General features: G+C 70.7%; 10 protein-coding genes. 9 read left to right on the top strand and 1 reads right to left on the bottom strand.

The annotated features are described in order from the left end of the window. Positions 1 to 88: 88 nt before the first annotated feature. The 9 genes from BY998_RS13885 to BY998_RS13845 all read left to right on the top strand — a co-directional run bounded on the left by BY998_RS13885 (position 89) and on the right by BY998_RS13845 (position 11626). On the top strand, positions 89 to 265 hold the full coding sequence (locus BY998_RS13885; RefSeq protein ID WP_110352209.1) for a DUF1328 domain-containing protein: 177 nt from the start codon (positions 89 to 91) through the stop codon (positions 263 to 265). A gap of 89 nt (positions 266 to 354) precedes the next feature. Next, complete coding sequence (locus tag BY998_RS13880) at positions 355 to 2280, top strand: pseudouridine synthase (protein WP_110352208.1); 1926 nt, start codon at positions 355 to 357, stop codon at positions 2278 to 2280. A gap of 10 nt (positions 2281 to 2290) precedes the next feature. Beyond that, positions 2291 to 2845 (top strand): 16S rRNA (guanine(966)-N(2))-methyltransferase RsmD, encoded by a 555-nt coding sequence (gene rsmD, locus BY998_RS13875; protein ID WP_110352207.1) that lies wholly within the window; start codon positions 2291 to 2293, stop codon positions 2843 to 2845. A 72-nt stretch (positions 2846 to 2917) separates the two neighbouring features. Then, positions 2918 to 3838 carry an aldo/keto reductase gene (locus tag BY998_RS13870; RefSeq protein ID WP_110352206.1) on the top strand — a complete coding sequence of 307 codons (921 nt, stop codon included), beginning with the start codon at positions 2918 to 2920 and terminating at the stop codon, positions 3836 to 3838. Continuing rightward, a complete protein-coding gene (locus BY998_RS13865; RefSeq protein WP_110352205.1) occupies positions 3828 to 4553 on the top strand; it encodes an NAD(P)-binding domain-containing protein in 726 nt (241 codons plus the stop codon). Before BY998_RS13870 ends, BY998_RS13865 begins: the two co-directional genes overlap by 11 nt. After that, positions 4550 to 5902 carry an MFS transporter gene (locus BY998_RS13860; protein WP_110352204.1) on the top strand — a complete coding sequence of 451 codons (1353 nt, stop codon included), beginning with the start codon at positions 4550 to 4552 and terminating at the stop codon, positions 5900 to 5902. Before BY998_RS13865 ends, BY998_RS13860 begins: the two co-directional genes overlap by 4 nt. Positions 5903 to 6201: 299 nt before the next feature. Continuing rightward, the gene (locus BY998_RS13855) at positions 6202 to 9432 is read left to right on the top strand and encodes an efflux RND transporter permease subunit (RefSeq protein WP_110352203.1); all 3231 of its coding nucleotides are present in this window, start codon (positions 6202 to 6204) and stop codon (positions 9430 to 9432) included. A 31-nt stretch (positions 9433 to 9463) separates the two neighbouring features. After that, positions 9464 to 10741 carry an efflux RND transporter periplasmic adaptor subunit gene (locus BY998_RS13850; RefSeq protein ID WP_110352202.1) on the top strand — a complete coding sequence of 426 codons (1278 nt, stop codon included), beginning with the start codon at positions 9464 to 9466 and terminating at the stop codon, positions 10739 to 10741. Positions 10742 to 11026: 285 nt separating this feature from the next. After that, positions 11027 to 11626: a cysteine hydrolase family protein gene (locus BY998_RS13845; protein ID WP_110352201.1), complete on the top strand. Its 600-nt coding sequence runs from the start codon at positions 11027 to 11029 to the stop codon at positions 11624 to 11626. Between the two features lie 107 nt (positions 11627 to 11733). Here the strand turns inward: BY998_RS13845 and BY998_RS13840 are convergent, their stop codons facing one another. After that, a complete protein-coding gene (locus BY998_RS13840) occupies positions 11734 to 11964 on the bottom strand; it encodes a hypothetical protein (protein WP_110352352.1) in 231 nt (76 codons plus the stop codon). Positions 11965 to 12298 lie beyond the last annotated feature (334 nt).

Genomic DNA, 12298 nt, shown 5'->3' with positions numbered 1-12298 from the left:
GGAGCTTGGCAATTTTCAAAGCCAGACAAGCTTTCGGACGGACCGCAAGCTTCGAGACATCGTTCGAAATGGACGTCAGGAGGTTACCATGATCGGTTGGGCCATTACCTTTCTCGTCGTCGCGCTGGTCGCCGCGCTGCTCGGCTTCGGCGGCATCGCCGGCACCGCGATGGAAGCGGCCAAGATCGTCTTCTTCGTCGCCATCGCCCTGTTCCTGATCTCGGCGGTGATGGGCGCGGTGCGCGGGCGCTCCCCGCGGTTGTGACGACCTGAACCTCGCGGTTCGATGAAAGGGCGGCCCTGGCGGGCCGCCTTTTCCTTTTGTGCGACCCGTTGCTCTGATAAGGGGCGCGGATGACCGACATTCCAGATCCTTCCCCGGCCGTGCCCGCGGACCAACCCGCCGCGCCCGAGGGCGAGCGCATCGCCAAGGCGATCGCCCGCGCCGGCATCGCCTCCCGCCGCGACGCGGAGGCGATGATCGAGGCCGGACGCGTCACCCTCAACGGCAAGGTCCTGACCTCGCCGGCGATCAACGTCACCGACGCCGATCGCATCACGGTGGACGACGAGCCCCTGCCCGCCCGCGAGCGGACCCGGCTGTGGCTGCTGCACAAGCCGCGGGGCGTCGTCACCACCGCCCGCGACCCGGAGGGCCGCCCGACGGTGTTCGACGGCCTGCCCGACGAGCTGCCGCGGGTCGTCGCCATCGGCCGGCTCGACATCAACACCGAAGGGCTGCTGCTGCTCACCAACGACGGCGGGCTGGCCAAGGTGATCGCCCATCCCGATACCGGCTGGCTGCGCCGCTACCGGGTGCGCGCCTTCGGCGACGTGACCCAGCCCGATCTCGACAAGCTCAAGAAGGGCCTGACCGTCGACGGCATGGAGTACGGCCCGATCGAGGCGACCCTCGACCGGGCGCAGGGCGACAACGTCTGGCTGACGCTCGGCCTGCGCGAGGGCAAGAACCGCGAGGTCAAGCGCATCCTGGAGCATCTCGGCCTCTCGGTGAACCGGCTGATCCGGCTCTCGTTCGGACCGTTCCAGCTCGGCGACCTCGAGGTCGGCCTCGTCGAGGAGATCCGCACCAAGGTTCTGAAGGAGCAGCTCGGAAAGAACCTCGCCGAGCAGGCCGGCGTCGATTTCGAGAGCCCGGTGCGAGAGACCATCGCTCCCTTCGGCAGCCCGAAGAAAGCCCCCCGCGCCGCGCAGCCCGCTTCTTCCGAGGGCGCGGCCCGTGGCCGCGCGGGTGCCGCCCGCCCCGCCCCGGCGGGCCGCCCGCCCCGCGATCCGGCCCGGCCCGCCGCCCCGGCGCGTGCCTCGGCACGCCCGGCGCAGCGGGCGCCCTCCCCGACCGTGTGGCGCGCCGACGATGAGACGCGGCCGCGCGCCTCCAAGGTGCCGCGCCGGGGCCTCGACCCCAAGACCGCCCGCGCGGCGGCGGCCGAGCGCGGCCGCGAGCGCGTCGGCGCGATCCAGGCTGCCGGCGAGCGCCGGGTGCTGGTGGAGCGGCTTCAGCCCACGCCGGAGACCCCGGCCGCCGAGCCGCACCGCCGCGTCCGCTTCCGCAAGGAAGAGGAGCGGCCGGAGGGCCGGGAGAGGCCGCGCGAGGACAGGCCGCGCGAGAGCCGGCCCCGCGAGGACCGGCCGGGCCGGGATGAATTCCGCCGCGCCGCGCCCTCGGGCGACGCCCGTCCCCGCCGCCGCGAGGCCGGGGAAGCCGCGCCTGCCGAGCGGCGCGGTCCGCCCCGCGAGCGTCCGTCCTCGTTCGAGGGACGTCCGCCGCGCGAGCGCAGCGAGGGCCGGCCCCCGTACGACCGCGGCGAGGGAGCGCCCCGCCGTGAGCGCCCGGACGAGGGGCGCGCGCCCGAGCGGCGCGGTCCGCCCCGCGACCGGCCCCGTGCCGCCGAGGGCGAGCGTCCGGCCCGTCCCCTGCGGGGCGCCGAGGGTGATCGCCCCGGCTTCCGCAAAGGTCCGGGCAAAGGACCGGGAGCCGGCCCGGGCAAGGGGTTCGGCGCCAAGCCCGGCTTCAAGGGCGGTGCCCGCGACGGGGCCCGGGGTGATTTCAAGGGTGGCCCGAAGGGCGGCGCCCGAGGCGACTTCAAGCCCGGCGGCGGCGGTGGCCGGCCCGGCGGGCGCCCGGGTGGCGGCGCAGGGCGTCCCGGCGGCAAGCCCGGCGGCAAGCCCGGCGGTGCTCCGGGCGGTCGCCCCGGCGGCGGCAAGCCGGGCCCCCGCGGAGGCGGCCGTCCGAGCCGTCCGCCGCGCGGCGAGGCCTGAGGCCTGACGCGTGCGGATCGTCGGCGGCGAATGGCGCGGGCGCAGGCTGGCCGGACCGAAGGCGGAGGGCATCCGCCCGACCTCCGACCGCCTGCGCGAGGCCCTGTTCAACGTGCTCGCCCACGCCTACGACGACGCGGTCGAGGACGCGGTGGTGCTCGACCTCTTCGCGGGCACCGGAGCGCTCGGGTTCGAGGCGCTCTCCCGCGGCGCGGCGCGTGCGCTCTTCGTGGATGAGGGGCGCCAGGCCGGCACGCTGATCCGCGACGGGATCGCCGCCCTCGGCTGCGAGGCCCGCGCCCGGCTGATCCAGCGCGACGCGACCCGGCTCGGGCCCGCCCTCGATCGGCCCGCGACGCTGGCCTTCTGCGATCCGCCCTACGGTAAGAACCTCGCGCCGACGGCTCTCGCGGCCGCCGCCGGGGGCGGCTGGCTCAGCCCCGGCGCGCTGGTCCTGGTCGAAGAGGCCGCCGGGGCCGGCCTGGTCCTGCCGCCCGGTTTCGCGGAACTGGAGCGGCGCAGCTACGGCGAGACGGCGGTGACGTTCGGACGGTTCGCGGGCTGATCCCTTCGCCAGTGTCGTGAGGTCGCCCTATCTCGCTCGGGTCTCGCCCGTCCGCGAAGGAGGCCCGCACCCATGCTCCTCGTCCCGCCGCTCTCCCGCCGAACCCTCCTGCACGGTGCGGCCCTCGCCGCCGGGGCGAGTCTCCTTCCGCGTCCGGCCCGCGCCGCGGACGCCCTGATCACCCGGCCGATCCCCTCCTCGGGCGAGCGCCTGCCGGCCATGGGCATCGGCACCTCGCGCCGCTACGAGGTGGCGGTGACGCCCGAGGCCACCGCCCCCTTGCGCGAGGCGGTCGAGCGTTTCGTGGCACTCGGCGGGACGGTGATCGACACTGCCCCGAGCTACGGCACGGCGGAAGACGTGCTCGGACTGATCCTCGAAGGCCTGCGCGAAAAGATCTTCCTGGCGACCAAGGTCGCCGCCCGCGGCCGGGAGGCGGCCCAGGCCGAGACCGAGCGCTCGTTCCAGCGGCTGCGCACGGACAAGATCGACCTGATCGCCGTGCACAACCTGATCGACACGGAGGTGAACCTCGCGGTCCTGCGCGCCCTGAAGGAGAAGGGCCGCATCCGCTATGTCGGCGTCACGGTCTGGCGCGACGAGCAGTTCCCGGACCTCGAAGCGGTGATGAAACGCGAAAAGCTCGATTTCGTGCAGGTGAACTACGCCCTCGACAGCCGCGCCGCGGCCGAGCGCATCCTGCCCCTGGCCGCCGAGCGGGGCGTGGCGGTGATGGTCAACGTGCCCTTCGGCCGCGACCGCCTGTTCAAGGCGGTGAAGGACAAGCCCCTGCCTGACTTCGCCACCGCGTTCGGCTGCAAGAGCTGGGCGCAGTTCTTTCTCAAATACGTGCTCGCCAACGAGGCCGTCACCTGCCCGATCCCGGGCATGGCCAAGGCGAGTTACGTCGAGGACAACCTCGCCGCCGCGACCGGGCGGCTGCCGGACGCCGCCGAGCGGCGCAAGATGGAGGCCTTCATCGATGCGGTCTGATTCCTTTGTCACGTTCGCGCGGCGCGGCGCCCTTGCGGCCATCCTGTGCACCCTCGCGATGCCCGCGCTCGCCCAATCCGAAACCTCCAAAAAAATCGGGATCGTGGGAGCGGGCAATATCGGCGGTACGCTCGGCCGGCTCTGGATCAAGGCCGGCTACGAGGTGTTCTTCGCCTCGCGGCATCCCGAGCAGCTGAAGGCGCTCGTGGAGGAATTCGGTCCGAAGGCGCGGGCGGGTACGCCGGCCGAAGCGATCGCCTTCGGCAACGCCGTGCTGCTCGCGGTGCCCTACAAGGCCTATCCGGAGCTGGCCAAGGAGAACGCCGCCGGGCTGAAGGGCAAGGTGGTGATCGATGCCGGCAACGCGGTGAAGGCCCGCGACGGCGCGGTTGCCGACGAGGTCGAGCGCGACGGGATCGGCGCGACCTCCGCCAAGTATCTCGCCGGCGCCCGGGTGGTGCGGGCCTTCAACGCGGCGAACTACAGGATCTTCCAGAAGAATGCCGGGCGGCCCGAGCCGCGCATGGCGGTGCCGATCGCCGGCGACGACCCGAAGGCGCTGGAGACCGCCCGCACCCTGGTCTCGGATGCCGGCTTCGACCCCGTGGTGGTCGGCGAACTGAAGGCGGCCGACACCTTCGCCATGGGCTCGCCCGGCTTCGGGCACGAACTGTCCGCGCCCGAGTTGAAGGCCAAGCTCGGGGTGAAGCCTTGAGCGCAGAGGCGCCGGCCTCGCCCCCCCAACCGCGCCCGGCCTCCCGGCTCGCCCGCCTCGTCGATGTGCGGCCGGGCGAGGGGCCGGCGCTCGCCTGGTCCTGGGCCTACATCTTCGCGCTGCTCGCCAGCTACTACGTGCTGCGCCCGATCCGCGACCAGATGGGCGTGGCCGGCGGCCTCGAGAACCTGCCCTGGCTGTTCCTGGCGACCCTGGTCGGCATGCTGGCGCTCAACCTGCCCTTCGCCTGGCTGGTCAAGCGGCTGCCGCGGGCGCGCTTCGTGCCCCTCACCTACCGCTTCTTCATCCTCAACATCCTGATTTTCGCAGGCCTCATCGCCTTCGCCGAGGGCGAGACGGCGGTCTGGGTCGGCCGCACCTTCTTCGTCTGGCTCTCGATCTTCAACCTGTTCGTGGTCTCGATCTTCTGGGCCACGGTGGTGGACGTGTTCTCGACCGAGCAGGGCAAACGCCTGTTCGGCTTCATTGCCGCGGGCGCGACGCTGGGCGCCATCTGCGGCTCGGCGGTGACGGCGACGCTGGCGCGCGACGTGCCGACCTGGGCGCTGCTCATCGCCGCCGCCGTGCTGCTGGAGGCGGCGGTCTTCGCCATGCGCGGCCTCGCCCGCCTGATCGGGCGCCTCCACGAGGTGCCGCAGGATTCGCGGGCGGGCGACGTCATCGGCGGCGACGTGCTCGCCGGCATCCGGCGCACATTCGCCTCGCCCTACCTCCTCAACATCGCGCTGTTTCTGGCGCTGTTCTCGGTCACCGCGACCTTCCTGTATTTCGAGCAGGCGGCGGTGGCCAAGAACAACTTTTCCAGCCGGGGCGCCCAGACCGCCTTCTTCGCCAACGTCGATCTTGCGGTGAACACCCTGACCCTCGGCGTGCAGCTCTTCCTCACCGGCCGCATCACGAAGTGGCTCGGGGTCGGCGTCACGCTGGCGCTGCTGCCGGCGGCGAGCATCATCGGGTTTGCCGCGCTGGCGCTCTCGCCGACGGTCGCCTCGGTGGTGCTGATCTACGTGCTGCGCCGCGCCGGCAACTTCGCCATCGCCCGGCCGGTGCGCGAGGTGCTGTTCACGGTGGTGCCGCGCGAGGACCGCTACAAGGCCAAAAGCTTCATCGACACGGTGGTCTACCGCCTCGGCGATCAGGTCGGGGCGTGGTCCTATACCGGGCTCGCCGCGCTCGGCTTCGGCGGCCATGCCGCGGCCGTGGTGGCGGTGCCGCTCTCGGCGGCGTGGCTCCTCAACGCGCTCTGGCTCGGCCGGGCGCAAGTGCGGAGGCAGGCGGCGATGACCGCGGACGACAGTTCGGCACCGATGTCAACGCGGGCGATCTGAGGCGCATTGTTTCAAAGGTTATTTTCAGTCTAGTCTCGTATCCGCCGACCGCTGCGACATGCCTCGACCGCCGGGGACAGGCGGTGATGCGGCATCGCATCACGCGTGTCTTTCTCTCGGCAATCGGACATAGAACAGAAACAGTGCCGTGCGGTATCCGCAGGGCCACAGCCCGTTCCGCGGCTCCGGCAGGCGCGTGTTTCCCACGGAACGCGCGCCGCACTGGCATAGCCAGGGTCGGGGCCGCTGGCGACCGGGAGTTTCGTGAGGCCCTCTTACCGGACATCGACCGGAGACCCATGGGACTCGTCCAGTACGCCCTCAAGTTCCGCATCACGACCTACGTGCTCGCCGTGCTGATGATGCTCGGCGGTGTCAGCGCGATCGTCGTGACGCCCAAGGACGTGCTGCCGGCGGTCGACATCCCCGTCGTCGTGGTGGTCTGGACCTATACGGGCCTGTCCGCGCCGGAGATGGAGAAGCGGATCACGACCTATTCCGAATTCGGAATTTCCAACAACGTCAACAACATCGCGCGGATGGAATCGACGAGCCTGCAGGGCACGTCGGTGATGAAGATCTATTTCGACCAGAGCGTCAGCATCGATCTGGCCATCGCCCAGGTCGTGTCCTCCACGAACTCGATCCGCGCGCTGATGCCGCCGGGCGTGCAGCCGCCCGTGATCGTGCGCTTCTCCGCCTCCTCGGTGCCGGTGATCCAGCTCGCGCTGACCTCCACCAAGGACAGCCTCAACAAGGTCTACGATTACGCCCAGTACCGCATCCGCCAGCGCCTGACCCAGGTGCCGGGCTCGACCCTGCCCTCCCCCTTCGGCGGCGCCCCGCGCCAGGTCATGGTCGATCTCGACCTGCACGCGCTCCGGGCCCTCGGGATCACGCCGCTGGAGGTCACCAACGCGGTCACCTCGCAGAACCTGACGATCCCCTCGGGCCTCGCCAAGATTGGCGAGCAGCAATACCCGGTGCAGATGAACGCGACGCCGGATGCGATCGCGGCCCTGAACGAGATCCCGATCAGGGTGGTCAACGGCCAGCCGGTGCTGGTGCGCGACGTGGCCTATGTCCGCGACGGCGGCCCGCCGCAGGTCAACGTGGTGCGGGCCGACGGCGCCTCCTCGGTGCTGATGCGGGTTCTGAAGAACGGCACCGCCTCGACGCTGGACGTCGTCAACAACGTCAAGGCGGCGCTTCCCGACATCCGCGCGGCGGCGCCCGAGGGGCTGGAGCTCAAGCCGCTCTTCGACCAGTCGGTCTTCGTCTCGAACGCCATCGAGGGCGTGTGGCACGAGGCGGTGATCGCCGCCGCGCTGACGGGCCTGACCATCCTGCTCTTCCTCGGCTCCTGGCGCTCCACCCTGATCGTGCTCGTCTCGATCCCGCTCTGCCTGATGACCTCCCTGGCGCTGCTGGCGGCACTCGGCCACACCATCAACGTGATGACGCTGGGCGGATTGGCGCTGGCCGTCGGCATCCTCGTCGACGACGTGACGGTGGCGATCGAGAACACCTACCGCCTGTTCGAGGAGGGCAAGCCGTTCCGCAACGCCGTGGTCGAGGGCGCGGCGGGCATCGCCAAGCCGGCCCTGATCTCGACGCTCTCGATCTGCGCCGCCTTCGTCTCGGTCTTCGCGCTCACCGACACCCCGAAGTACCTGTTCACGCCGCAGGCGCTCGCGGTCGTGTTCGCGATGCTGACCTCGTATCTCCTCACCCGCACCCTGGTGCCGGTGATGATCGACGTGCTGGTGGCGCGCGAATACCTCCAGCACCACGGCGGTGAGGCAGAAGCCCCGCGCCGCGGCCGGATCGAGCGGGCGCTGGCTTGGCTGCTCTCCCCCGTCTTCCGCTTGGCCGGCGCCTTCCGCCGGGGCTTCGAGGCGCGCTTCGACCGCTTCCACCGTGGCTATGTCGGGCTGCTGCACGCCGTCCTGCGCCACCCCGTCGCGACGGTGACGAGCGTCGTCCTGCTGTTTGCCGGCACCGGCGGGCTCTTCGTCTTCACGGGCCAGGACTACTTCCCGCAGGTCGAATCGAGCCAGATGACGCTCCACCTGCGCACCCGGCCGGGCATGCGCATCGAGACCGCCGAGCAGACCTTCGCCGAGGTCCAGAAGGTGGTGCGCGAGGTGATCCCCGAGGGCGAGATCGACCAGATCCTCGACAACATCGGCATCCCCTCCAACAATTACAACTTCGCCTTCTCCGACGGGTCGTTCGTCTCCTACAACGACGGGCAGATGCTCATCGACCTGAAGGACGAGCACGGCTCCATCGCCGAGTACCAGCGGCGCCTGCGCGAGACCCTGCGCGAGCGCTTCCCCGACATGATCGTCTACTTCCAGCCCTCCGACATCATCACGCAGATCCTCAACTTCGGGGTGATCGCGCAGATCGACGTGCAGGTCTCGGGGCGCAACACGGTCAAGGACTTGGAGGCCGCCCGGCGCATCGAGGCGCGGCTGAAGGAGACGCCCGGCCTCGTCGACGTGCACCTGCACCAGATCGTCGACACGCCGCAATTCTTCGTGGACGTGGACCGGCGGCTCGCCGCGGAACTCGGCCTGACGCAGCAGCAGGTGGCCCAGAGCCTCAACGTCTCGCTCTCGGGCTCCTTCCAGGTGAATCCGAACTTCTGGACCGATCCGAAGACCGGCATCCCCTACCAGCTCTGGGTCCAGACGCCGGAATACCGCAACGACTCGCTGACGGCCCTGCAGAACACCCCGCTCTTCGCCCGCGCCAATGCCGGCAACGGGCCGGGCGCGCTGACGCTGCTCTCCAGCATCGCGACGATCACCCGCCAGCCGACGCAGACGGTGATCAACCACGTCAACACGCAGCCGACCTTCAACGTCTACGCCGCGGTGCAGGACCGCGACCTCGGCGCGGTCGCCCGCGACATCGACCGGATCGTGGCCGAGGAGCAGAAGACCCTGCCGGCGCCCGACAAGATCTCCGTGCGCGGGCAGATCGAGAACATGCGCGCCGCCTTCTTCCGGCTCGGCATCGGCCTCGGCATCGCGGTCATCGCCGTCTACCTCCTGATGGCGGTGAACTATCAGAGCTGGGGCGATCCCTTCGTGGTGCTGGCCGCCCTGCCGATCGCCTTCTGCGGCATCGTGGCGAGCCTGTTCATCACCGGCACCACCTTCTCGATCCCCTCGCTGTTCGGGGCGATCATGTCGGTAGGCATCGCGTCGGCCAACTCGATCCTGCTCGTCACCTTCGCCAAGGAACACCGGGAAGCGACGGGCTGTTCGGCCCACGAGGCGGCCATCGTCGCGGGCGAGACGCGACTGAGGCCGGTGCTGATGACCGCGAGCGCGATGTTCCTGGGCCTCGTGCCCATGGCGCTCGGCACCGGCGAGGGCGGCGAGCAGAACGCGGCGCTCGCCCGCGCCGTGATGGGCGGCATCGCGCTCGGCACGCCCTCGACGCTTCTGTTCGTGCCGTTCCTCTACAGCCTGCTGCGGCGGGGCGAGGCCAAGCCGCTCGAGGATTACGTCTGATGCGCGTGGGTATCGAGAGAAGGATCGTTCCGTGAGCCAGCCCGACCGGACAGGGGACGACAAAAAAGTCCCGCCGCCGCCGGGCAAGGGCGGCTTCGTGCTGGCCGGGCTGATCGCGCTCGGCCTCCTGGCCTATGGCGGCTACGGCCACTGGCAGCGCTCGGCCCGGGCCGAGGCGACGCGCGCCAAGCAGATGGAGTTCGTGCCCAAGGTCCGCACCGAGGAGGCCAAGCGCCTCGACGGGCCGGTGGAACTGACCCTGCCGGGCCAGACCGAGCCCTTCGCCACCGCGCGGATCTACGCCCGCGCCACCGGCTACATCGCCGAGCGGCACGTCGATCTCGGCTCGCGGGTGAAGAAGGGCGACGTGCTCCTGCGCATCGCCGCCCCCGATCTCGACCAGCAGCTGGCGCAAGCGGAGGCGCAACTCGGGCAGCTCGAGGCGCAGCTCTTGCGGGCGAATGCCATGGTCGATCAGGCCCGGGCCAACGTGAACCTCGCCCAGGTCACCAATTCGCGCACCTCGACGCTGGCCGGCCAGGGCTGGGCCTCGAAGCAGACCGCCGACAACACCCAGGCCGGCGTGCTCTCCCAGTCGGCCAACCTCGCCTCGGCCGAGGCCGATGTGAAGGTGGCGCAGGCCAACATCAAGGCGCAGCAGGCGACCGTGGGCCGGCTCAAGGCGCTCACCGGCTTCGAGATCGTCACCGCGCCCTTCGACGGGGTGGTGACCACCCGCAACGTCGATGTCGGCGACCTCGTCCAGGCGGATGCGGGCTCGGGCACGCCGCTCCTGTCGATGGACCGGGACGACGTGCTGCGCATCTCGGTCAACGTGCCGCAGAACGCGGCGGTGGGCGTGCGGCCCGGCATCGCCGCCACGATCAAGGTGCCGCAGATGCCCGACCGCAGCTTCTCCGGCGAGGTCGAGCGCAGCTCGGTGGCCCTGCTCGCCTCCTCGCGCACGCTGACGACGCAGGTCGACGTGCCCAACCCCGACCGCACCCTGCGGCCGGGCCTCTACGTCTACGTGACGCTGGCGATCCCGCGCACCGGCGGCACCACGGTGGCGGTGCCGGCCGAGGCCCTGGTGTTCAACCAGTCCGGCACCCGCGTCGCGGTGGCCCGCGAGGACGACCGCGTGACCTGGGCCGAGGTCCACGTCGCCCGCGACAAGGGCACGGTGGTCGAGGTCGACAAGGGCCTCTCGGGCGGCGAGCGCCTCGTGCTCAGCCCACCCGCCGATCTCAAGGAGGGCGGACGCATCGCCCCCCAGGCGCCGAAGCCGGTGCAAGCCGCGCAGCGGTAGAAGAAAGCTGCGCCCTCATCCTGAGGTGCGTGGCGAAGACGCCGAGGGATGATTCCGTCCTTGCGAGGCGGAGCCGAAGCGATCCAGTGCGCCGCCCTGTCCGGACACGTCGCGCCGCCGGATCGCTTTGCCGGCGCTCGCGACGATGGCGGAGCCGGGGCGATCGATCGGAGCCCGTATGGGCGGCCACATGCCGCCCGTTGGCCCAATCGGCGGGTTGCGCGGGCGGCCCCGCTCGGCTCACATCCCGCCCGGACAACGCATCCTGCCGAGAAGGCGACGCCCATGACCGATCTCAAGACCCTCCGCAGCCTCTCCGGGCTGCCGCCGGAGCCCGCCGCCCTCGCCGGTTCGGCACTGGTGATGATCGATCTTCAGAACACCTACCGCGAAGGCGTGATGCGCCTGGACGGCGTCGAGCCGGCGCTTCGCGAGGCGCAGGTGCTGCTGGAGCGGGCGCGGGCGGCGGGCATCCCGGTCTTCCACGTACGCCACGATGCTGGGCCGGGCTCGCCCTACGACCTCACCGCCGCCATCGGCCAGATCAGCGACGAGGTCGCCCCCCGCGAGGGCGAGGCCGTCATCACCAAGGCCTATCCGAGTTCCTTCGTCGGCACCGACCTTCAGGCGCAGCTGGAGGCGGCCGGCGTCAAGGACGTGATCCTGGCGGGCTTCATGACCCACATGTGCGTGAATTCGACGGCCCGAAGCGCCTTCAACCTCGGATTCCGCCCGACCGTGGTGGCCGCGGCCACCGCCACGCGCGCCCTGCCGGGGCCGGACGGCGCGACCGTGCCGGCCGCCGCGCTCCAGGCCGCGAGCCTCGCCGCACTGGGCGACCTGTTCGCGGTGGTCGCACCGGACGCGGCGGCGATCCGGGGGTAGAGCATCATCCCGAAAGGTGGGTCGCGGCTTTCGGAAAAAATTGATGCAAAACCAAGAGCTCAGCACATCGTCCCGGATCCAGCATCCGGGACGATGTGCTGGACCGATCAGGCGGCGCGGGCGCGGGGCTGCTCGGCGGCTTCCGCCGGCTGCGCGCCGCCGAACAGGCGCTGGTAGAGCGCGGCGGGGCTGTGACTGCGGCCTTCCGAGTCCACGATGCGGACGTCGCTCATGCCGGAGGTGGTCAGCGACAGGCCCTGCTCCAGGGCGCTCAGCAACGAGCCGTGCTGCCAGGAATAGACGCGCGAGGCGGTGTCGGCGCTGACGGTGAAGCTCACGAAACGCATTCCCGATGTTGGAGGCCGGCCGGCGACGCTGCGGCCGAGCTTGTCGAACAAGACCCGGCCCCGATCCGAGTTCCGTAAAACTTGATGCGAAATAGTGGTTCTTGGTTGACGAATTCTTTGCGGCATTTGACCCTTTCCGTGACGGAACCGCGGAAGGGCCGTGGCGGTACGATGGCAGCGGCGCCATTCGTTCCCCGCAGGGGGCCCGTCCGCCGCATTGCCGGGGCGCGCTAGGTGTATGGTCCCGGGATGAGGTGTGACGGGTTGATCCTGAAGCGATTGGGCTCTTTCGTCCAGGCATTCAGGATGAACTCGGTGGGTGTCA

Source organism: Methylobacterium sp. B4, assembly GCF_003201865.1.
Classification (GTDB): domain Bacteria; phylum Pseudomonadota; class Alphaproteobacteria; order Rhizobiales; family Beijerinckiaceae; genus Methylobacterium.
Note: the sequence above shows the minus strand (reverse complement) of the source record. Positions and strands in the feature narration are given on the sequence as shown.

Coding starts and splice junctions, on each gene's coding strand:
- BY998_RS13885 (WP_110352209.1), top strand. CDS start 89: ATGATCGGTTGGGCCATTACCTTTCTCGTCGTCGCGCTGGTCGCCGCG.
- BY998_RS13865 (WP_110352205.1), top strand. CDS start 3,828: ATGCGGTCTGATTCCTTTGTCACGTTCGCGCGGCGCGGCGCCCTTGCG.
- BY998_RS13880 (WP_110352208.1), top strand. CDS start 355: ATGACCGACATTCCAGATCCTTCCCCGGCCGTGCCCGCGGACCAACCC.
- BY998_RS13870 (WP_110352206.1), top strand. CDS start 2,918: ATGCTCCTCGTCCCGCCGCTCTCCCGCCGAACCCTCCTGCACGGTGCG.
- BY998_RS13845 (WP_110352201.1), top strand. CDS start 11,027: ATGACCGATCTCAAGACCCTCCGCAGCCTCTCCGGGCTGCCGCCGGAG.
- BY998_RS13855 (WP_110352203.1), top strand. CDS start 6,202: ATGGGACTCGTCCAGTACGCCCTCAAGTTCCGCATCACGACCTACGTG.